A 21,729-nucleotide genomic window follows, 5' to 3' on the forward strand; every position below is an offset into this window, starting at 1 on the left:
TCAGTGTTTCTGCCATGCCTTGGCGCCTGATGCGCGGATGACCACCCAGCCCTGGGTGCGGGCGAGGTCTTCCAGTTCGGTGAGCAGAACTGTTTTGCCGATGCCGCGCGAGCCGGAAATGGTCAAGGACCGGTTGGGGTGACCTGGGCCGGATTCTAGAGCGGTGGAAAACTCGCTGAGGACGGTGGCGCGGCCAGCCCAGATCTTGGGGCTGGTGCCAGGGACGTCGTCGGAAAGCACCTAGCCGAACGTGCAGCGGACAGAAAACATGGCGTGTAGTTTAGTCCTCCAATCCAGCCTCGATGCGTGCAATATCCTTTTCATGCTGACGAGACATGCTGCGAGGAACAGTAGTGAGGGCGAGGATCACACCAATGACAGCGCTACCAAGAATGCCGAAAGCTAGTGGCCAGGAGCGTTCATAGGACAGTGCTGCATTCCAGATAACGCCTGCCAGCATAGCTAGCACTAGCAGTAGTGCAGCAGCCATGTAGGGCGGGGGAGATGCAGTTTTGGGGCGAGGTGCATAGCCTCTCATCCATTGCAAACCTGCTTGCTGGGTGGCGGCTGTGCACAGGATGATCACCCCAGCGCCAAGTGTCGAGTACCAGCCTGGGAGGGTCCAGGCCAGTATTGCTGCGCCGAGAAACATGGTCAACGGCATCGCCCACAAGGCAACAGTGCTTGACTCGTGGGTTTTAAGACGGTGGTACTCGTCGTTGGAGGTGCGTTCGGTGAATTCGATGGCGTAGTCGCCGAATTTCTGGATCATTGGTTGTCCTGTTCCCGGCCGAAAACTTCTTCGACCGTTTTTCCAAGGGTGTGACAAATGTCGAGTGCGAGGTGGACGGAGGGGGAATAGTTGCCTTTTTCGATGTTGGCGATGGTTTGTCGTGATACTCCGGCGGCGTCAGCGAGTTCCTGCTGGCTGAGCTCGAGCCAGCGACGCCACTGGCGAACCATATTGTTGGTGGTGGGGCTGGGATCCTGTGCCATATGACTCCTTTCTTTTCCGGATTGTAAATCATAATTTAATGAATGTAAAGTATATTTTACATAACGGTAGGCGCGTTTGACGGTGTAGACTTTCTTTCCCATTGGGTTCCGTTTGCAGTATACCCCACGGGGTATTAGTGTGGGGTTTTATGATGACACGTACACAAAGTCAGGGTGACACACGTACCAGTGGTGCAATCCCACCATTGCTACTGACAGTGCTGGCACTCGTTTCGGCGATCGAACCGCTGTCCATCAACATGTATCTCTCCGGCATGCCGCAACTCTCACGCGACCTCGGAGTAGATCAGACGGCAGGTCAGCTCACACTGACCGCATTCTTGGCGGGCATTGCCGTTGGCCAAATCATCGTCGGGCCGGTTTCGGATTCCCTCGGCCGCCGCACGTTGTTCATTCGGGGAACACTCGGACTCATGGCCGCATCCGTGCTTGCCGCCGTCGCCCCGAATATCTGGGTACTCTACCTTGCCCGTGTGGCCCAAGGCTTAGCCGGCGGCACCGCCGTCGTGCTGGCTCGCGCAGTGGCAGCTGATCTTGCAAGTGGAAAAGAACTCGCCCGCGTGTTTGCCCTGCTGATGATGCTGGGGTCAATCGCCCCCGTGGTCGGGCCGATCCTGGGTGGGCTTATCGTCGACTTTGTTGGCTGGCGTGGCGTGTTTTGGCTGCTGGCTCTCCTGAACTTGCTGATGTGGCTGGGGGTGTGGCGTTTCGTTCCGGAATCATTACCCGCCGAGAAGCGCCGCACCTTCACGCTTAAAGCCGTCCGCGACGCGTTTACTCAGCTCAGTAAAGACCGTGCTTTTGTGGGGTACTCGCTCGGTTTCATGTTTTCATTTGTCACCATGTTCGCGTACGTCTCGGCGTCGCCGTACGTGTTGCAGGAGCACTATGGGTTTACACCCATCCAGTACGCTGTCATTTTCGCGGTGAATACCACGGGGCTTGCGATCCTCACCATCATCAACCGCCGCATCGTCGGGCGCACCGGGCCCCTGATCCTTTCGCGCATCTTCAACCTCGTGCAGCTAGCAGCCACCATCTACCTGATCGCGGTTACGGTAATGGGGTTGAACCGCTGGTTTGTCTTGGTGGGCCTTTTCGTGGTGGTTGCGTCGAACGGCGTGAATCTGGGCAACAATTCAGCACTGGCTATCGACCGCGCACAAGGCGTTACCGGTACCGCCTCGGCCATTATGGGTGCCGGTCAGTTCATGTTCGCCGGTATCGTCAGCCCGGTGGTGGGCATTGTGGCTGGGTTTGGCATGTCGCAGCCGATCGCGATGGCTGTCGTGATGTTCCTGGCCTGTGTTGTTGCAACAATTGGCATCCAGTGGATTGGTGCAGGTACCACACGCAAACTCAAGGCTTAACGACGAGTGTTAGTTCACTGCCCGTTACTTCAACGTTGAGGCCTGATTCCTCGGCGATATCGGCCACACCTTCGATGGAATCTGCATTCCGTGGCGCGGAAGCTAGCAGACGGGCCAGCTCACCCTTGTAAAACTTGTTAAAGTGACTCACCACTTTCCGTGAACCGTCTGGCTGCACAGCCTCTACGCGCACTGTCATTGCTTCTGGAACTTTGCCCAGCTGCTGGTATGGACCGGAGCGCAGATCGACGATAAACCCTCCGGTTTCTTGTAGTGCCTCAGTAATCAGGGTGCGCCAGCGCGCCTTCATCGTCGGCACTTCTGCCGTGTCTCCGACGAAGGAGGAAACACGGGGAATTTTCGATCCCGCTGAAAGCCGATACTTAGGGATCATGTCATCGGCTCGCACGACACCAAACAGTGCCGACCCGATGGTCAGTCGTTTCAGGGCTTCGTCGGAAAGCGAATCCGCCTGGAGAGCGTCGTATAAGACCCCGGTATAGCGGTAGATTGCGGGCATCACAGGGGCAGTGGCCAGAGTGAGATTGGCTTCAGCTTCAGCGCGCTGGCGCTCGCTGATCTTCAAAGCGGCAAGTTGTGCGTCGACAGGCAACGCGGCGAGATCGGCGATGATCTCTTCGCGGACCGGGTCGAGGGTAGGGAAGGAGACATCCATCGGGTCGGACTCTCCGCCGGGGGCTTTGGTTTCGGAAGGGGGCAACACAATCAGCACGGTACTAGCGTACCGTGACCTGTGAGAGGGTACGATTATCGCCATGATCACACGTATGTCTGAGCTTTTCCTGCGCACTCTGCGCGAAGACCCTGCCGATGCCGAAGTGCCCAGCCACAAGCTGCTCGTGCGCGCCGGATACATTCGTCGCGCCGCACCCGGCATCTATAACTGGTTACCGTTAGGGCTGCGCACACTGCGCAAGATCGAGGCAGTGGTACGCGCTGAGATGGACGCAATGGGTGCTCAGGAAATGCTGTTCCCAGCACTGTTGCCGCGCGAACCGTATGAGGCCACTGGCCGCTGGGATGAATATGGCTCCGAACTGTTCCGCCTCAAGGATCGCCGTAACAACGATATGCTCCTGGGGCCAACGCATGAGGAGATGTTTACCTCCACGGTCAAAGACCTCTACACCTCGTACAAGGACTTCCCGGTCACCTTGTACCAGATCCAGACCAAGTACCGCGACGAGGCCCGCCCCCGCGCCGGCATCCTGCGAGGCCGAGAGTTTGTGATGAAGGATTCTTACTCCTTCGACATGAACGACGAGGGCTTGGACGATTCCTATGTTGCTCACCGCGAGGCGTACCAGCGCATCTTCGACTCACTCGGTGTGCGTTACGAGATTTGCAAGGCCACCTCGGGCGCTATGGGTGGGTCTGCTTCAGAGGAGTTCCTCGCGTACTCCGACAACGGTGAAGACACCTTCGTGATCTCCACCGCCGGCGACTACGCAGCCAACGTTGAGGCAGTAACTACTGTGGCGCTGCAGCCACGGCCGATCGAGGGACTGCCCGAAGCAGTGGACTATGAAACCCCGGATTCAGAGACCATCGAGACTTTGGTGCAGTGGGCTAATAGCGCCGGTATTCAGGTTGAGGGCCGCGATGTGATTGCCTCCGACACGCTCAAGTGCATGGTGATCAAGGTCGACGGGGTCGGGCTGGCGCCCGCCGACAAAAAGGAGGAGGACGAGGACGCGAGTCCGCAGATTATCGGTGTGCTCATCCCTGGCGACCGTGAACTTGACGAAGACCGTCTTGACGCAGCGCTCGAACCAGCAACCTGGGAGTTCCTTTCCGACGAGGAGTTTGCCCGCTCTGAGTTTTTAGTCAAGGGCTATGTGGGTCCGCGCGCTTTGCAGGCCAATGGCATCAAGATTTATGCTGACCCGCGCATTGTCGACGGCACCGCGTGGATTGCCGGAGCGGACAAGAAAGAACACCACGGGGTGGGACTGGTGGCAGGCCGGGACTTCACTGTCGACGAGACCATCGAGGCCGCCGAAATCCACGAGGGCGATCCATCACCAACAGGTAACGGCACCCTGAAACTGGCACGTGGCATTGAGCTGGGCCACATCTTCCAGCTAGGGCGCAAATACACCGAAGCAATGGATGTGCAGATCCTTGATGAAAACGGCCGCCAGGCGGTACCAACCATGGGGTCTTATGGCATTGGGATCTCGCGGATGATGGCCGTGCTGGTGGAACAGATGCACGACGAGAAAGGCCTGGTCTGGCCTGCGGCAGTTGCTCCGTACCAGGTGCATGTTGCTGTGGCGAACAAGGACAAAGAAGCACTTCAAGCAGGAGACAAGCTGGTCGCCGAACTCGACGCTGCAGGCATCGAGGTGCTTTTCGACGACCGGCCCAAGGTCTCCCCAGGCGTGAAATTCAAGGACGCTGAGCTACTAGGTATGCCCTATGCTGTGATCCTGGGCCGCGCATTCAAAGACGGCAATGTAGAGCTTCGGATCCGCGGCGGAGAAACCACCGAGGTGCCATTTGATCAGATCGTTGAAAAGGTGCTGGGCCTTGTCCGCAGTTAAAGCGTGGTACGCAGGGGTGATGCGTGCTACAAGTATGGTGGCAGCAGGCTTACTGCTTTCCTCGTGCGGGCAGTTCTTCGAGCAACCAGTGGCGGAACCCACTGCGGTACTTACAGAGGTCAGTACCGTTGTGGCAGCCCCTGAGGGACAGCCGGAAGAAACCCGGCAGGGATCGTCGTCAAGCACGGCGGTGGAAACACAAACTGAAACTGTCACGCAAAAACCAAACACCAGCTCTGAATGTGGAACGATGAGCGCTAACCAAGCCCTTATCACAAACGTTGGCAAAGTCCGGAGAGTTCGTGACTATCCGTGGGATACTGACTATTCCTACACAGAAGGCTATGACCCGTGTGCGGCGTTGTCATGGATCACTATCACTGTGGAAGGGGTGACCGGTTCGTCGCCGAACCACATCATGCTGTTCCACAAAGGGGACTATTTAGGCACCGCCACCTATGAAGCCTACGGCTTCTTCCCTCGTGTTACCCGCGCGTCCGACAACATGATCAACGTGGTGTACACGTATCCCCTGACAGGCGAAGGCACCGCAAATGCATCTGGGCGCGCCTACGCCTCATTCGAGTGGGACGAAGACTTGCAAAAGGTGCAGATGTACGGCGACGTGCCACCAAAGTAGGGTGTTCTGAAAGCGAGAAACCGCAGCACACCTGCGAGGTACACTGCGGTTTCCTTGTGGAAGTCACCTTTTAGAAGAAAGGCCACCAGGGGAATGGCCACCATGGCACAGGCTGAGGCCGTGGCTCTGGCCGTGGTTCGGGCCGTGGTTCCGGCCTAGGCTGAGGCCGTGGTTCGGGCCGTGGTTCGGGCCGTGGTTCCGGCCAAGGCGCTGGCCAAGGATCTGGCTGGGGCTGTGGGTTCGGCCAAGGATCTGGCTGGGGCTGTGGGTTCGGCCCAGGGGCTGGCCCCGGCTGTGGTGCCGGCGCTGACCCCGGGTTGACTGCCTTAAGCGCTGCTTCAGCGTCGACAAGCCCCGCTCCAGAGCCTTGGCGTGGTTGAGCTAGCGGGCGGGCAGTGGACTTCAGGATCTGCTCGACGCGTTCGGTACTGAGGCTAGGATCTTGCGCCTTCATTAAAGCAGCGATACCAGAAACATAGGGCGCAGCCATGGATGTGCCCTGGTAAAAGGAGTAACTGGGCGAACCTGGTGTAGTGCGTCCAGTATTGAGGGTGGATAAGACGGTGGTGCCGCGTTGCTGATCGCCACCAGGGGCGGTCACATCAACATGCGTGCCAAAATTAGAGTAGCTGGCGTAGTGTCCGGTTACACCTGAAGAACCTACATTGATGACCCCAGGGCAATTGCCAGGTTGAGCGTATTGGGTGTTGCGCGACTCATTGCCAGCTGCGACCACCACTGACGCTCCATTACCGCGCGCGGTATCGATAGCCCGCTGGTAAGTGCGTGAGCAGGTGCCCGAGCCACCCAGCGACAGGTTGATTACCTGAGCTGGGTTCCGGTTAGCCGGTACACCATTGATGGAGCCACCAGAAGACCACACAATCGCATCTGCGATATCAGAGGAGTAGCCGCCACACTTGCCCAGTGCACGAACAGGAACAACCTTCGCCTGAGGTGCCACACCGGCCACACCAATCGAGTTGTTGGTTACAGCGGACACGGTGCCTGCCACATGGGTGCCGTGCCAGGATGAGTTCGATGGATGCGGATTTTTACCACATTCATAGGCTGCGTACCAGTCACCTTCATCCTGCGGGTTAGGATCACGGCCGTCTCGATCACGGGACATGGAAGGATCCGAAATGAAGTCATATCCGGGCAGAAGATTGGGATCCAAATCTGGGTGCCTGGTTGTTCCTGTATCGACGACAGCCACAACCACACCCTCGCCGAGTTTAGGAGCAAACGTCCATGCCTTGTCCGCTTTTCCACCCCAATTCCCATGAATTGGCCATTGCTGCCGGTAATGCTGGTCATTGACAGCCATCGGCATCATACGGGCATCCGGCTCGATGTGCGCTACCTTGCCCGAGTTCCGCATCTCTTCCATGAACTCTTCAGACGCCTGCGGGTCAAGATACTCCTCTACCTCGACCACCACAGTGCCGTCTTCGCGCTCGCGGACCTCTGTTACGTCTTCATCCAGAGCTTCTCCCGTCTCCTGCATCACGCTCATTCGCTCGTCGCGATCCTTTTGGACATCCTCGTGATATTCGACGATGAAACGGTCGGTGGAGGTGGTGATGGCTTCACGGTTTTCTGGGTCGATAGCTTCGTCCACGGTTTCTCCGCCTGGCTCATTGGGAAGATCTTCCTGAGCGTAGGCGATCCCAGACGTAGCAAGGCTCATGGCAAGAACCGCACTTGCGCCTGCCATAGCTCGCATCATGTGTCTTGACTTCTTCGACATGATTTTGCCTTTCAAATTGCTTCAATGTGTGCAGTGAATTCCTGGTAATTTTTTGTGGTTTCCAGTCAGTGGAATCCGTTCAAACTTCCTCCTATTTCGTCGCGCTGACTGGCCGACTCCTTCAGCTGTATCCTTGCCCCCGTCGGCCTCTGATATAGCGTGCCATAAAAACCTGGGAAAGTAATAAGAGTGTGACAATCGTGTTATTCAAACGTTATCGAAACGGTTTGTCGATAAGCAATAGCAGGTCAAGCCGTTTAAATTTAATAGGTAAACTATTTAGTTTGAAGAGTGATTCCTAATCAGTTAGCTGAAAATAAGTTAAACGTTAAAAAAATTAAGGCTCTACTTAGGTTATGTTTTGCCGGTGTGGCCTGCGTTTTCACTAGCGGAAGCTTTTTGAAAATGGGTTGAGGTGATGGGATGGAAGGGGGTCGTTATGTGATTCTCGTCACTGGTAGGGCTTGCTGAATAAAAAAGGGGGTGAAATTAGGGGGTAAAGGAGCACTGAAAAATTGCAGAAAAGAATGCCCGTGACGCATCTGGTCACGGGCAAGAAATTTTCACCTCAGAACTTCACTGCGGGTTTTAGCGAAGAGGGCTCCTATACGTTGTAGTAGAGCTCAAATTCCTTCGGAGTGGGACCCTGGCGCAGCGGCATGATCTCATTGTCGTACTTCAACTGGATGTAGATCTCAATGAGATCCCCCGTGAACACGTCGCCCTCGGTGAGGAAGTCATGGTCGTCGGCAAGTGCCTGCAAAGATTCCTCCAAAGAGTGCGGGACCTTTGGCACGTTGAATTCCTCCTGAACCTCAAGTTCATACAGATCCTTATCCACCGCCTCGCCAGGGTCGAGACGGTTCTTAATGCCGTCTAGTCCAGCCATCATCTGTGCCGTAAATCCTAAGTACGGGTTGCCGGAGGGGTCTGGTGCGCGGAACTCCAGGCGCTTCGCGTTCGGAGAATCACCAGTGACAGGAATACGGATCGCTGCAGAACGGTTGCGCTGCGAGTACGCCAAGTTGACCGGCGCCTCAAACCCAGAGTACAAGCGGCGGTAAGAGTTAGTGGTGGGGTTAGTCAACGCCATGACAGCAGGGGCGTGCTTGAGCAGACCACCGATGTACCAGCGCGCCAGATCGCTCAACCCGGCGTAACCATTCTCGTCATAAAACAGCGGCTTGCCATCTTTCCACAATGACTGGTGCGCGTGCATGCCGCAGCCACCGTCACCATCCAGTGGCTTGGGCATGAAGGTGGCGGTCTGACCCATCTTTTCCGCAGTACCCTTTACGATGTATTTGAAAGTCTGCAGATCATCACCCGCGCGCAACAAAGTGTTGAAACGGTAGTTGACCTCTTGGATGCCGCCGGTGGCAACTTCATGGTGGAAGCGCTCAATCTTAAAGCCCACCTGGCTTAAGATCACGGCAATCTCATCGCGCACTGGAATCGTCTTGTCATACGGTGCGGTGGGGAAGTAACCGTCGTTGACACGGATTTGGTTGCCGCGATTCGGGGAGCCATCAATCATGGTGTCTGCACCCGAATTCCACCAACCCTCATCGGAATCGACCTTATAGAACGCTGCGTTGATATCAGTGGAATACTGCACCGAGTCAAACACGTAGAACTCCGCCTCAGCACCGATGGAGCATGAATCAGCGATGCCTGTTTCTTGCAGGTACTCTTCAGCCTTTCGGGCAACGTTGCGCGGGTCGCGGCTAAACGGCTCCATCGTAAACGGGTCATGCACGAAGAACTTCATATTTACCGTTTTGCGGGCACGGAACGGGTCGACATGGGCGGTACCAATGTCTGGCACCAAGGTCATATCGGATGCCTCAACCGTTGTGAAGCCCGCAACGGACGAACCATCGAAAGCGAAGCCATTTTCTACAGCGTCATCATCAAACTCGTCGACAGGGACCGACAGTGCGTGCTCCATGCCCGTGAGGTTGGTGAAGCGGATGTCGAGAAATTCCATCTCCTCGTCCTTCATAAACTTGCGTAGTTGTTCGGCTGATTCGAAAGCCATCGAAGCTAACACTCAATTCTTGTTCTTGGTTGGTAGATTGGTCAGGAAAAGGCATTGTGGAAAATTGCCCACGCGGGCCACTTTCATCCAGATTTAGGACAGGATCGGATCGTCCCACAGGTTCAGCTTTGTGCCGATACCCTTCTTGATGGCGTTTTCATACAGGTCCGTCGCCCATGCAACGTCCTCTACGGGCATGCCGCCAATGGAGTACAGGAAGATCTGCTCGTCGTTTTCTCGGCCTGGCGCCTTACCGTCGGCAATATCACCGATGTTGACCAGTTCCTCTTCCTTTAGTGAGCCCTCCTGGATCATGTCCCACCAGCGATTGCCAGGAATGCCCAAGAGATCCTCATAGGTGACATCCTTGCCGTTCTCGTGGAACCACTCGGAGTACAAGCCGCGGAAGTCTACGACCAAATTGGCCTTGTCAGATGCTACGAAGTCATCGTCGAAACGCGCAGCAGCAGGGCACAGGACCAGAGCGCCAGGCTTGAGCCACTCCGTCTTGAAATATGGGAAGCCGGAGGGGCCATCCTTCGAAGTGGAGGTGCCACCGATGATGATGTCAGAGTTCTCAATCGCCTCCTGCTCCGATTCGACGATAGTGACCTCAATCTCGGGGAACTTTTCGCTGAACCAGTTCGCAGCGCGCTCGGTGGAATCCTTGGAGCGGCCCTTAATCTTCAAGTTTTTGATGCTGGGGCGCTGGGACACCGCGGAAGAGAAAATAGTGCGGCTCATCACACCAGGGCCGATGATACCCACAGTCTCAGCGTTGTCTACTGCGAGGTGTTTCACACCCACCCCAGGAACAGCGCCGGTGCGGTATGCGGACAACGTGTTTGCGCTCATCACAGCAAGCGGGGCGCCGGTATCGGTGTCGTTGAGGACGAACAGGTGGATGGAGCGGGGCAGGCCCCGCTTGCGGTTTTCTACGTTGGAGCCATACCACTTCACACCGGTGGTGCGGAAACGTCCCCCGATATAGGCTGGCATAGCCATGAAACGTCGGTCAGGGCCGTCGGCAGGCATACCTTCATGCTCTGGGTTCTTTGGGAAGTTGATCTGCGCGCCGTGCGAGTTCGCAGACGCGCCGGCCATGCGGTAATCACCCCGGGCCAAGAGGACGAGGGTTTCCTCCATAGTTTCTACACAACGAGCGGCGTCCCCCACGCCGGCCTCGAGCATCTCTGGTTCGGACAGGTAGATGAAATCAATACGGTTATCAGGCTGTGTCGTCACAGTCGATAATTCCTTCCTTTGGCGGGCCAAAGAGGGCGGTGCCGGTAATCCGGTACAGGGCACGTTCCCCGGTGACCGAGTAAAACTCGTGTTCGGATGTCGTACTCCATCAACGCTACTGACTTCCGGGCTTGAGCGTCGGCCATTTCTGCTGGCAATCGAATTTTTTCGCGCTGACAACGAAGGCTTAACGGCAGGTTAGGGGGTAATCTTCCGGGGGTAAAGATTCTGCAATGCGACCAGAAAGAATTTCACCCTAATATGGGGGAAGGCAACGGCCTAAAGGTGTTCTTCAAGCTTCGTAGAGCCGCTGTCCGCCACAGCCGTCGCGGGCCAATCCGGGCGAGCTGGCCACCAGAATTTTTCTCCCAGCAGCTGCACGATGCTAGGCACAACCAGCGAGCGCACAACCAAGGTATCCAGCAAAACGCCCAAGCAGATTACTATGCCCACCTGCGCCAACACCACCAGCGGTAGCACGCCAAGTGCCGCGAACACGGCCGCCAGCAAAATACCGGCTGAGGTAATAACCCCACCTGTCGCCGATAGCGCCGAGAGAATGCCGTGGCGTGTGCCCTCCCGCTCAGCAGCCTCGCGTGCCCGGGTGACTAGGAAAATCGTGTAGTCAATACCCAAGGCAACCAGAAACACAAATGCGTACAGCGGAGTGGTGGAATCGAATCGCTCAAACCCAAACAGCCCGCTGGATACCCACCAGCCCAAACCCAGCGCCGCGATGTTGGTCAAGAGTACGGAAGTCACCATAATCACCGGTGCAACTATCGAACGCAGCAGGAAGATCAACGCAATGAAAACCAACCCGAGCACAAGCGGAAAGACTACTACGCGGTCACGCTTCGCGGCCTGCTCCGTGTCGTACAGCTCAGCGTCGGCGCCACCAACTTTGGCATCGACATCGCTTAACGACGAGCGGATCTCCGCTGTGGTTCCGCCAGAAACCTGCAAAAATCCGTCGCTGTCTGTCACCGTAAATCCTGCGGTCTCAAGAGCTGCAGTCGCTGCATCGGGCTGGGAAGTAGAGATGACGGCGGGTGTTGCAGATGTGGCGGGGAATTCGTCGGAAAGCGACTCTGCTGCTGTGATTGACTCGGGCTTCTCAATGAATTGATCCGACTGCGTCAGTCCTGTCGTGATCTGGAAGTAGCCCAGGCAGAGGATGCCGAGGAAAATGAGTGAGGCAGTCAAGATGGTTATCGGGCGCTTGGCTATTTGATTGCCCACGGCATCGAAAACACGGTGGGTGGTCGTGTCACCGACGTTGGGGCGCCGCGGCCAGAAAATCCAGCGGCCAAACAAGACCAGCACGCCTGGCAGAACGAAGGCGGAAAACAGGAACGCGACGACAATGCCGAATGCAGCAGCCGCACCGAGCGCACGAGTAGTAGGCGTCAGTGACGCCAGAAGACACAACACGCCAATAACCACAGTAAAAGCAGAAGCCAAGATTGTTCTCACCGTCGGAGCCCAGGCCCGGGCCATCGACTCAAAGCGACTGTCGTAATTAGTGAGTTCTTCGCGATAGCGCGAGATGAGAAGTAGGGCGTAATTGGTGCCCGCACCAAAAACCAACACTGACAGGATGCCGCCGGTGGACTCGTTCCACACCATGCCAGCTGCATCAAGAACCCAGGTATAGGTAGTCGCTACCAGGCGGTCGGCAAATCCTATCACTAACAGCGGAATGATCCACAGCACTGGGCTGCGGTAGGTAATAATCAGCAGGGCGGCAACGATGATGGCTGTCACCGCCAGCAGAGTGAAGTTCGCGCCTTCAAATACCCCGGATAAGTCTGCATCAATAGCGGCTGGGCCGGTAACCTGCGACTGAACTCCGTTTGGCAGGCCTGCAGCAGCCGTGGTGCGGAGGTCGTCGACGGCATCAACATTGCCGAGGAGGGAATTAGAACTGACCTCTACCGGGACGATGGCAGCATCCATCTCATCATTCGGGATAAGTGGCCCACCGAGTTCCTCGGCCTTGGTTTGAAGCTGCCCAAAGCTCTCCGGGTTTACTCCAGTAAACAATACGACAGCGGCGTTACCGGCATCCTCGGACGACTGTGCCCGCTGCTGTGCAACCGCGGTGGAATCAGAGTTATCTGGCAACATCGCGGTGGGCGATGATGGGGATTGAGCTGGACCAATAGCTATGAGGACTATGGTCACGGCGATGATCGCCAGTGAGACCCAACGCATGAGCCGAACGGATTGTGCAGTCACCGAGCAATCCTTACGTAGTTCGGGAAAGTTGTATCGAGATTATTGCCCACGCTGAGCGTGCGCCGCAAGATGAGCCGATGTGTATAACCAAGTACCAGTGTTCGCATCCGCTGCTGTCACGCGCCATTGTCCTACCACACTGTGCACAAGCGAATCGACTAACGCAGAGGCAGCCTCCGTGGTGGTAGGGGGCTCAATTCCCTGAAATTCGTAGCCAGCAGCTACCGCAGGATCATGGAGTTGCTCAGGAACCACTGTGGCTAGAAGGCCTAGTCTTTCCTGGCTGGCATCTTGCAGCGCGTCGATCCGCTCCTGGAGTGCGTCATCGGCATACGCGCTGGCCAAGCCAAGACCATACCGAAATGCATATTCGCGCTGTGCCATCTCAAGCGCAGCCCGCGCATCCTGCTCATCAGTAAGAACCTCCGGCGCGCCCGGCAGAGTGAAGTCAGAAGCCGCGAGCGTATCGACGACCTGTGCGACCACTAAATCAATCGACCCGTCCGGCAACTGCTGTGCCTCATCCGCAGTAAACCGGGCCATAGCTTCACCAGCATCCGCCAAATTTGCAGCACCGGTGGCCTCGTTCGCCTGCTTCACCTCGCACGATGCAGGAGGGCGACCATCCGAGTCGACACCACAGACGCGACTGATTTCGGCGTAAAGCTCGCGCGCCTGCTTCTCCCGCAACGCCTGTGCAGACGGCTCAGACAAGGATGCTGCATCAGCGTCAGCCTGATGCGCCAGCTGCACCAACTCAGTATCCGGCCGCGGGCCAACAGCATCAAGCACGACCGAGCAGCCACTCGCCGGGACAACGGAAAGGGCGATAGCGGCGAAAAGAATGGCAGCAGGTCTACGGGAACTAAACACACACAAGATGGTACAGGTTGAGGCAGACACAGCTAAGATGGCGCCATGGCTTTTCCCACCCCAGAAGAACTCACTACGCTGATCCAACCCGTTGCGGATGCACACTCCATGGATATTGAACACGTAGGTACTACGCGGGCCGGTAAGAAATCGGTTGTCTCGATTGCTGTGGACTCGGATTCGCGCCCGACCCTCGACGAGCTTGAAGTTGTGTCGAACGATATCGGCGAGATCCTTGACGATGCCGAGGCGGCTGGCGCTCTGAGCTTCGGGGCGGGTTACAGTCTTGAAGTCACCACACCCGGCGTCGATCACCCACTGACCCTACCGCGGCACTGGCGCCGAAATCGCGGCCGCTTGGTAAAGCTGACGGATGAGCAAGGACAGAAAACACTGTGGCGCATCGGTGCGCTGAACGACGCGGAGACACACGTGATCGTCGTTAAGCACGAGGGGACCTCACAAGCGGGGACCTCACAAGTTCGGTCCCCGGAGGTTGAGGTGGTGCCGGTTTTCGAAACCACTCGCGCAGTGGTAGAAATTGAATTTGGAAAGCCGTCGGCGGCCGAAGCAGAAGTTGCCGACGAAACGTTCGAGACAGCCGTAGCCCGGCGAGAGGAAAACAAGTGAATATCGACATTGCAGCGCTAAATGCCATCGAAAAGCAGGAGGGCATCAGTGTTGATGAACTCCTCAAGACAATTGCTGAAGCACTGCTGTTTGCATACCGCGACTCCAAAGATGTACCAGCAGCGCCCGGCTCCAAGGCCCGCGTGGACATCGACACCAGCACAGGCGACGTGTCGGTGATCGTCAGTGAGCTTGACGACGAAGGCGCCGTTATCTCGGAGTACGACGACACCCCTGTGAACTTTTCACGCATCGGGGCGTCCGCCGTTCGCGATGCCATTGTGAAGCGATTGCGCAGCTCGGAAGCAGAACGCGCCTACGATGAATACGCCACCTTTGAAGGGCAAATCGTCTCCGGTGTGGTTCAGCAAGATGTACGGGCCAATGAGCGTGGCATGGTCATTGTCCAAATCGGCACAGAAGCACAACCTCAAGACGGTATCCTCCTGCCTGCGGAACAGATCCCAAGGGAGTCTTTGACGCACGGTGACCGAATCAAGGCTTATGTAGTTGGCGTCAATCGTGGCGAGCGGGCCATTCAGGTGAATCTTTCGCGGACACACCCAGAACTTGTGCGTGGACTGTTTGCGCTGGAGGTTCCTGAAGTAGCTGACGGCTCTGTGGAGATCGTCTCCATTGCGCGCGAAGCAGGTCACCGTTCCAAAGTGGCCGTGCGTGGCGTGGCCAAAGGGATCAACGCTAAGGGCGCGTGCATTGGTCCACGAGGAGCGCGCGTGACCAATATTATGAAGGAACTCGGTGGCGAGAAAATCGACATTATCGACTACTCGGATGACCCAGCTGTGTTTGTTGGTAACGCTTTGGCACCATCCAAAGTGGTCCGTGTTGAGGTGATCGACGCAGAGGCCCAAACTGCCAAAGTTATCGTGCCGGACTACCAATTATCTTTGGCGATTGGCAAGGAAGGCCAAAATGCGCGGTTGGCGGCACGCCTGACGGGGTGGAAGATTGATATCCATTCCGATGTTGACGCTTAAAGGAGGTTTGTGGGTGCGTAAGTTCAAATTCTCTTAACTTTAGAGTACGCTGGACAACGGCCCATTTGAGCGCTCCCCAGTAGTGGGGCCCCGAAAGGGGAGTAATTGTGCGGGCCGTGTCGCGAAGACCTGTTGTTGTACCCCAGTAAGGAGCCCTTTGAGTATTAGGCACCGAACCTGCATAGCAACCCGACAGCTCTTTCCTGATACACAGCTTTTACGCTGCGTATTAGACCCCGCGTCGACGGCTCGAGTGATTGCAGACCCGGCTAGGCGATTGCCTGGTAGAGGAGCGTGGATTAGCCCAACATGGGAAGCATTTGAGCTTGCGGAGAAAAGGCGCGCTTTTAGTCATGCACTCCGCGTGTCCACACCCGTGGACTTAAGCTCTGTACGCCAGTACATCGCAGAACATGCAGATAGACATGCAGATGGACCCGAGATTGTAAGGAAGACCGAACACTGATGAGTACAACACGATGAAGCATCAGCGATGAAAGTCAACGTAAACGTCTAGAGGGTGGCTCGGTTTTCCGCGGCCGCTTCTCTAGCTCAAACTAAGAGGAGACAAGTGCCCGGAAAGCTACGTGTACACGAGCTCGCAAAGCGGCTCGGCGTAACAAGCAAGGAACTACTCGCGGCTCTCAAGGAGCAGGGAGAGTTCGTCAAAACCGCATCGAGCACCATCGAACCACCGGTGGTCAAGAAGATGACGGCGCTCTACGAACAGAAGCAAGAAACCGGCGATGCCGGTGACCAAGCCGAGAAGACCCCAGACACACAGGCCAAGCCGGAGGCAAAACCTGGTGCGATGCCTGCCGCGAAGCCGGCGGCCAAGCCTGGAGAGGCCACGAAGCCGGTGGCCAAGCCTGCTGCGAAGCCTGGAGACGCTGCTAAACCTGCAGCGAAGCCTGGTGCTGCGGCAAAGACCCCCGCGGCACCAAAACCTGGCGCTGCGGCGAAGCCCGGTCCTGCTGCGAAGCCTGGTCCTGCGAAGACACAGGATAAGCCGCAAGAAGAGACCCCGGCTGCAGCGACGCCCGCCGCGTCTGTCGCGAAGCCCGGTGGAACCAAGCCGGCTAACAGCATTCCAAAACCTGGTGAGACTGCAAAGAAGCTCGCTGAGAGCCGTGAAGAAGAGGTAGCAGCCAAGCCAGGTGCAATGCCTCGTCCCCGCCCCAAGCCTGGTGGTGCACCACGGGTGGCCAATAACCCATTTTCCACCGGCGGATCCGGTGGCGGCCGACAGGCTCCACGCCCAGGCGGGAGCCGCGGTGGACAGCAAAATCGTCGAGGTGGTCAGGGCCAAGGTAGCCCGAAGCCTGGCGGACGCGGAGGCCAGCAGCGCCAGGGCGAGCGCCAAGCACCACGTCCAGGAGGATCTGGGGGCGGTAGCCGGCGTCCAGCACCAACTCCTGCAGATATGGCGGCAGCAGCACCGACTCCAGGTGTAATGCCGCAGAAGTCCTCTCGTGGCGGTCGTCGTGGTGGACAGGGCGGCCAGGGTGGACCTGGCGGACGCCCAGGTGCAGGTGGCGGGTTCCGTGGACGCGGCGGTCGTCGCGGCGGTACCGCGGGTGCATTCGGACGTCCAGGTGGCGCACCTCGCCGTGGACGTAAGTCGAAGCGTCAGAAGCGTAACGAGTACGAGGAGCAGCAGGCACCGAACGTAATTGGTGGCGTGCGCTTGCCAGACGGCGGCGGTAAGACCGTTCGTCTGCGTCAGGGCGCATCTCTCGCGGACTTCGCGGAGAAGATCGGCACCGATGCCTCCAACTTGGTTCAGGCTCTGTTCAACCTGGGCGAGATGGTCACTGCTACCCAGTCCGTGCCGGAGGAGACCCTCCAGTTGCTGGGTGCTGAGATCAACTATGAGGTTAAGCTCGTCTCACCGGAGGATGAGGACCGCGCGCTGCTTGAATCCTTCGATCTGCAATTTGGCGAAGACGAGGGCGACGACGAAGAGCTTGAGCAGCGCCCACCGGTGGTGTCTGTCATGGGCCACGTTGACCATGGTAAGACTCGACTGCTGGATACCATCCGCCAAGCCAACGTGGGCTCCGGCGAGGCTGGCGGTATCACCCAGGGGATTGGTGCCTACCAGGTGACTGTCGAGGTTGAGGGCGAGGAACGGGTATTGACTTTCCTGGATACCCCAGGCCATGAAGCATTCACCTCGATGCGTGCCCGTGGTGCTCAATCCACAGACCTAGCAGTGCTCGTTGTCGCAGCAGATGATGGCGTGATGCCACAGACTGTTGAGGCAATTAACCACGCTAAGGCGGCTGAGCTGCCGATCGTGGTTGCAGTGAACAAGGTTGATAAGCCTGAAGCACAGCCGGAAAAGATCCGTGGTCAACTTACCGAGTACGGCCTTGTGCCAGAAGAGTACGGTGGCGAGACCATGTTTATCGATATTTCTGCAAAACAGGGCACAGGTATCGACGATTTGCTAGAGGCAATCACTCTCACTGCCGATGCAGCCCTCGAGCTGACGGCGAACCCAGACATGGACGCACAGGGCTTGGCCATCGAGGCACACCTCGACCGTGGCCGGGGTCCTGTTGCGACGATTCTTGTTCAGCGCGGTACGTTGAACGTCGGCGAATCTATCGTCGTTGGTTCTACGTTCGGCCGTGTGCGTCGCATGACAGACGAGTGGGGCAACGACGTCGAATGGGCAGGCCCATCGCGCCCTGTCCAGGTGCAGGGGCTTAATGGTGTGCCTGGGCCGGGCGATAACTTGCTCGTGGTCGATGATGACCGCGTGGCTCGCCAGATTGCGGCCCAGCGTGACGCTCGTCAGCGTTCCGCAATGCAGGCGCGTCGCCAAAAGCGAGTGTCGCTGGAGAACCTGGATCAGGTGCTCAAGGAGACCAGCCAGCTCAACCTCATTCTCAAGGGCGACAATGCTGGTTCCGTCGAGGCACTGGAAGATGCGTTGCTCAAGATCGATGTGGACGACGAAGTTGAGGTGAACATCATCGACCGTGGTGTCGGTGCTGTCACCCAGACCAACGTCACCTTAGCTGCAGCTTCCGACGCTGTTATCCTGGCCTTCAACGTCCGATCCGAAGGCACAGCAACCGAGGAAGCCAACGAAGAAGGCGTGGATATCCGTTACTACTCGGTCATCTACCAGGCGATTGAGGACGTGGAAGACGCGCTCAAGGGCATGCTCAAGCCGATCTACGAAGAGCGCGAGGTCGGTTCCGCCGAGATTCGCCAAATCTTCAAGGCATCTGCTGTCGGACTCATTGCAGGTTGCATGGTTACCGAAGGCAAGGTCGTGCGCAACGGCAAGGCACGCCTGGTCCGCGACGGCACCGTGGTCACCGAGAACGCAACCATCGAGTCGCTGCGTCGCGAAAAGGACGACGTCACTGAGGTGGACAAGGGATACGAGTGCGGTATGGTGCTCAGCTACCCGAACATCGAAGTCGACGACATCATCCAGGTTTACGAGATGGTGGAAGTTCCCCGCGACTAGTTTCGCGTAACGACGCACACCCTGCTTCTTTTCTGCAGCCGCAGAAAAGAAGCAGGGTGTTTTTCATCCAGCATCGTTCGCAGGATGGGTACTTAGCTGCCAAGCGCACTGTTAGGTACACTGGCTGCGTTGAAGACTGCCCCGTTGAGATGAGGAGATGACATGGCTGAGAATCCACGTGCGAACCGTCTGGCCAAAAGGATCCAGACGATCGTAGCTACCGCGATTGAACGTCAGATCAAGGACCGCCGCTTGGAGCTTGTCACCGTCACTGATACTCGTGTGACGGGTGATCTCCATGATGCCACTGTGTACTACACCGTCCGCGGACAAAATATTGATGATGAACCTGACTATGAGCAGGCTGCGGAAGCCCTGCATCGCGCACGTGGGCAGCTGCGCAAGATCGTCGGTGACGAGTTGAGTGTTCGCTTCACCCCAACTCTGAGCTTTGAGCTGGATACTGTGCCGGAAGCTTCGGCCCGGATGGAAGAATTACTGGCCAAGGCGCGTGCCCGGGATGCAGAGCTTGCTGAGCTGAAAAAGAATGCCAAGCCTGCAGGTGAGGCAAATCCCTATAAGTCTGAAAGTGATGGAGCTTGATGTCGTCTGGATCCGTCGTCGACTCTGCTGGTGCGGCCCGAATTCTCCAAGCAGCTTCACGTGTGAGCGTCGTGACGCACATCCGGCCAGACGCCGACGCCATCGGTTCCGCCACGGCCTTGGCACGCGCACTGCGCACCCTAGGCACGGAGGTAAACATCCTGATCGGTGAGCCACACCCGTTTCCCGAAAACCTGCGCTGCATCCCTGGGTCTGGAGAAATCCAGCTAGGAGGGGAGCTAGACGACGGTCGCCTGATCGTCACAGTTGACTGTGCTTCCTTAGACCGCACTGGAATGTTGGCTGACCAGATAGCGGTGGCCCCACAGGTACTTGTTATCGACCATCATGTAAGCAATACCGGCTTTGGCCACCACAATTTGATCCAGCAAGCAGAGTCGACCACCACATTGCTGCGTGACGTGTTCGAGCATTTAGGAGTGGAACTGGATTACGAGCTGGCCTACTCGCTGTATGCAGGGTTGGTGACAGACACTGGGAGCTTTAAGTGGGGCACCCCACGCATGCATACGCTGGCGGCGGAACTCTTGGAGTACGGGCTGGATCCGCGCAAAATTTCCATGGAACTGATGGATAGTATGAGTGCGACTGATTTGCATCACCTGGGCAAAATTGTGTCTGGGGTACAAATCCGTCGGGCACACGGCTACCAACTAATGATTCTGATTGCGGATTCCGCAAACTTGAAGCACATGTCGCAGCCTGCGGTAGAGACTGTGATTGATTACTCCCGCGTCCTTGCAGGGACAGATATTGGCGTGGTGTTGAAAGAGACCCACCCCGGAGACTGGTCTGTGTCTTTGCGGTCTAGCGATATCGACGTGTCACTAGTAGCAAAGCGTTTGGGCGGGGGAGGGCATTCGCCTGCTGCTGGCTATTCCGCTATGGGGAGTGTGCAGGAGGTCGTCGACAAGCTTGTCGATGCCCTCCGCTGTACGTGACAGTAAAGGCAAGCGAGATTTCCGCGCGCACCATCTTTTCGCTTGCCTTCCCCGCACTAGGAGTGCTTGCAGCTACCCCGCTGTATCTGCTCCTGGACACTGCTGTGATTGGCAGGCTTGGTGCAGACCAACTCGCAGCGCTTGCTGCCGGCACCACAGTACAATCCACCGTGACCACGCAACTGACCTTCTTGTCCTACGGAACTACCGCGCGTTCCTCGCGCCTCTATGGGCAAGGAAAACGCGATGAGGCGGTCGCGGAAGGCGTCCAAGCAACGTGGGTGGGGATTGTCGTCGGACTGCTCCTAGCAACCATCGTATGGGTGTTTGCCTACCCAATTGCTTTAGCCTTGACCGGGAACCCGGATACTGCGTCCCGCTCGGCTTCGTGGCTCCATGTCTCTGCGTTCGCGATTCCTTTGACCTTAATTGTGATGGCAGGCAATGGTTGGTTGCGAGGTGTCCAAAACACCCGCTGGCCACTGTATTTCACACTTGCTGGGGTGATCCCTGGGGCGATAGCTATCCCGATTTTTGTCGGGTGGTGGGGCCTAGTCGGTTCCGCTGCCGCCAACGTGCTGGGAGTATCCATCACGTCAACGTGCTTCCTGGTCGCCCTGGCGCGCAGCCACAAGGGGAGCTGGAGGTCGCTGTGGGGCGTGATGAAGAAGCAGTTAGTGCTCGGGCGTGACCTTGTTTTGCGGTCGCTCTCCTTCCAGATTGCATTCATTTCGGCCGCAGCTGTTGCAGCTCGCGTGGGAGTGGTCGCACTGGCCGCACACCAGATTTTGCTCCAACTGTGGAATTTCATTACCTTGGTGCTGGACTCGCTAGCGATCGCCGCGCAAACCCTGACTGGTTCCGCGCTGGGCAGCGGAAATGTGAAAGACGCCCGCACTGTTGGCACGAAAGTCACCGTGTACTCAACGATATTTGCCGGCGGTCTGGCTGTGGTCTTCGGCCTGGCAGCGCCATGGATCCAACGTATTTTCACCACTGATCAAGCTGTCCTTGACCACATGACTACCCCATGGTGGCTGCTGCTAGTCATGATCGTGGCGGGAGGTGTGGTTTTCGCGCTTGACGGAGTGCTGCTGGGCGCCAGTGACGCCGTTTTTCTGCGCAACCTCACCATCGCCTCTGTACTGCTCGGATTCCTCCCGGGAGTCTGGATCAGCCACGTTGTATCCGGCGGTCTCACCGGCATCTGGGCGGGTTTAGTGGCTTTCATTCTGATTCGGTTGGTGGGTGTGGTCATTCGATTCCGCTCGATGGCGTGGGCCGTGGTAGAGCTGTAAG

The 21,729-nt window shown here is 57.3% G+C and carries 19 protein-coding genes; 10 read left to right on the top strand and 9 right to left on the bottom strand.

Annotated elements, in window-relative coordinates; all coding sequences use genetic code 11:
* The 3 genes from CKV99_RS14710 to CKV99_RS04155 are packed head-to-tail and all read right to left on the bottom strand — an operon-like array spanning position 1 to position 996.
* Entirely contained in the window at positions 1–240 is a 240-nt protein-coding gene (locus tag CKV99_RS14710) for an ATP-binding protein (RefSeq protein ID WP_231910166.1), read from the bottom strand.
* Positions 241–280: 40 nt separating this feature from the next.
* On the bottom strand, positions 281–772 hold the full coding sequence (locus CKV99_RS04150) for a LapA family protein (RefSeq protein ID WP_092254821.1): 492 nt from the start codon (positions 770–772) through the stop codon (positions 281–283).
* Positions 769–996 (bottom strand): helix-turn-helix transcriptional regulator, encoded by a 228-nt coding sequence (locus CKV99_RS04155; protein WP_092254824.1) that lies wholly within the window; start codon positions 994–996, stop codon positions 769–771. The genes CKV99_RS04150 and CKV99_RS04155 overlap by 4 nt, the downstream gene beginning before the upstream one ends.
* Positions 997–1,145: 149 nt before the next feature.
* Here CKV99_RS04155 and CKV99_RS04160 point away from each other — a divergent pair, with 149 nt between their 5' ends.
* The gene (locus CKV99_RS04160) at positions 1,146–2,387 is read left to right on the top strand and encodes a multidrug effflux MFS transporter (protein WP_092254827.1); all 1,242 of its coding nucleotides are present in this window, start codon (positions 1,146–1,148) and stop codon (positions 2,385–2,387) included.
* Here the strand turns inward: CKV99_RS04160 and yaaA are convergent.
* Complete coding sequence (yaaA, locus tag CKV99_RS04165; protein ID WP_092254830.1) at positions 2,377–3,120, bottom strand: peroxide stress protein YaaA; 744 nt, start codon at positions 3,118–3,120, stop codon at positions 2,377–2,379. The genes CKV99_RS04160 and yaaA overlap by 11 nt on opposite strands.
* A 43-nt stretch (positions 3,121–3,163) precedes the next feature.
* On the opposite strand from yaaA, the gene CKV99_RS04170 reads away from it, so the two are divergent.
* Positions 3,164–4,954, top strand: coding sequence for a proline--tRNA ligase (locus CKV99_RS04170; RefSeq protein ID WP_092254833.1), 1,791 nt, complete (start codon positions 3,164–3,166; stop codon positions 4,952–4,954).
* The gene (locus tag CKV99_RS14715) at positions 4,941–5,594 is read left to right on the top strand and encodes an LppP/LprE family lipoprotein (protein ID WP_231910167.1); all 654 of its coding nucleotides are present in this window, start codon (positions 4,941–4,943) and stop codon (positions 5,592–5,594) included. Before CKV99_RS04170 ends, CKV99_RS14715 begins: the two co-directional genes overlap by 14 nt.
* Positions 5,595–5,664: 70 nt before the next feature.
* Here CKV99_RS14715 and CKV99_RS04180 read toward each other — a convergent pair whose 3' ends face one another.
* From CKV99_RS04180 to CKV99_RS04200, 5 genes are all read right to left on the bottom strand, one after another.
* Positions 5,665–7,347, bottom strand: coding sequence for a S8 family peptidase (locus CKV99_RS04180; protein ID WP_218141567.1), 1,683 nt, complete (start codon positions 7,345–7,347; stop codon positions 5,665–5,667).
* Positions 7,348–7,951: 604 nt separating this feature from the next.
* Positions 7,952–9,388: a type I glutamate--ammonia ligase gene (gene glnA, locus CKV99_RS04185; protein ID WP_092254836.1), complete on the bottom strand. Its 1,437-nt coding sequence runs from the start codon at positions 9,386–9,388 to the stop codon at positions 7,952–7,954.
* A gap of 93 nt (positions 9,389–9,481) precedes the next feature.
* A complete protein-coding gene (locus tag CKV99_RS04190) occupies positions 9,482–10,579 on the bottom strand; it encodes a tyramine oxidase subunit B (protein WP_231910221.1) in 1,098 nt (365 codons plus the stop codon).
* 333 nt (positions 10,580–10,912) lie between these two features.
* On the bottom strand, positions 10,913–12,874 hold the full coding sequence (locus tag CKV99_RS04195) for an MMPL family transporter (RefSeq protein WP_231910168.1): 1,962 nt from the start codon (positions 12,872–12,874) through the stop codon (positions 10,913–10,915).
* Positions 12,875–12,913: 39 nt separating this feature from the next.
* Positions 12,914–13,747 (bottom strand): hypothetical protein, encoded by an 834-nt coding sequence (locus CKV99_RS04200; protein WP_143063377.1) that lies wholly within the window; start codon positions 13,745–13,747, stop codon positions 12,914–12,916.
* A 45-nt stretch (positions 13,748–13,792) separates the two neighbouring features.
* Between CKV99_RS04200 and rimP the strand changes: the two genes are divergently transcribed.
* The 7 genes from rimP (at position 13,793) to CKV99_RS04235 (ending at position 21,728) form a co-directional block, all read left to right on the top strand.
* Complete coding sequence (gene rimP / locus CKV99_RS04205; protein WP_092254845.1) at positions 13,793–14,377, top strand: ribosome maturation factor RimP; 585 nt, start codon at positions 13,793–13,795, stop codon at positions 14,375–14,377.
* The gene (gene nusA / locus CKV99_RS04210) at positions 14,374–15,375 is read left to right on the top strand and encodes a transcription termination factor NusA (RefSeq protein WP_092254848.1); all 1,002 of its coding nucleotides are present in this window, start codon (positions 14,374–14,376) and stop codon (positions 15,373–15,375) included. The genes rimP and nusA overlap by 4 nt, the downstream gene beginning before the upstream one ends.
* A gap of 157 nt (positions 15,376–15,532) precedes the next feature.
* A complete protein-coding gene (locus CKV99_RS04215; RefSeq protein ID WP_092254851.1) occupies positions 15,533–15,841 on the top strand; it encodes a YlxR family protein in 309 nt (102 codons plus the stop codon).
* A gap of 105 nt (positions 15,842–15,946) precedes the next feature.
* On the top strand, positions 15,947–18,865 hold the full coding sequence (gene infB / locus CKV99_RS04220; RefSeq protein WP_092254854.1) for a translation initiation factor IF-2: 2,919 nt from the start codon (positions 15,947–15,949) through the stop codon (positions 18,863–18,865).
* Positions 18,866–19,027: 162 nt separating this feature from the next.
* Complete coding sequence (gene rbfA, locus CKV99_RS04225; protein ID WP_092254857.1) at positions 19,028–19,468, top strand: 30S ribosome-binding factor RbfA; 441 nt, start codon at positions 19,028–19,030, stop codon at positions 19,466–19,468.
* Positions 19,468–20,430 carry a DHH family phosphoesterase gene (locus tag CKV99_RS04230; protein WP_092254860.1) on the top strand — a complete coding sequence of 321 codons (963 nt, stop codon included), beginning with the start codon at positions 19,468–19,470 and terminating at the stop codon, positions 20,428–20,430. The genes rbfA and CKV99_RS04230 overlap by 1 nt, the downstream gene beginning before the upstream one ends.
* Positions 20,427–21,728 carry an MATE family efflux transporter gene (locus CKV99_RS04235; protein ID WP_092254863.1) on the top strand — a complete coding sequence of 434 codons (1,302 nt, stop codon included), beginning with the start codon at positions 20,427–20,429 and terminating at the stop codon, positions 21,726–21,728. The genes CKV99_RS04230 and CKV99_RS04235 overlap by 4 nt, the downstream gene beginning before the upstream one ends.
* Position 21,729: the final 1 nt, after the last annotated feature.

The sequence above is a fragment of the Corynebacterium cystitidis genome, assembly GCF_900187295.1.
Lineage (GTDB): Bacteria > Actinomycetota > Actinomycetes > Mycobacteriales > Mycobacteriaceae > Corynebacterium > Corynebacterium cystitidis.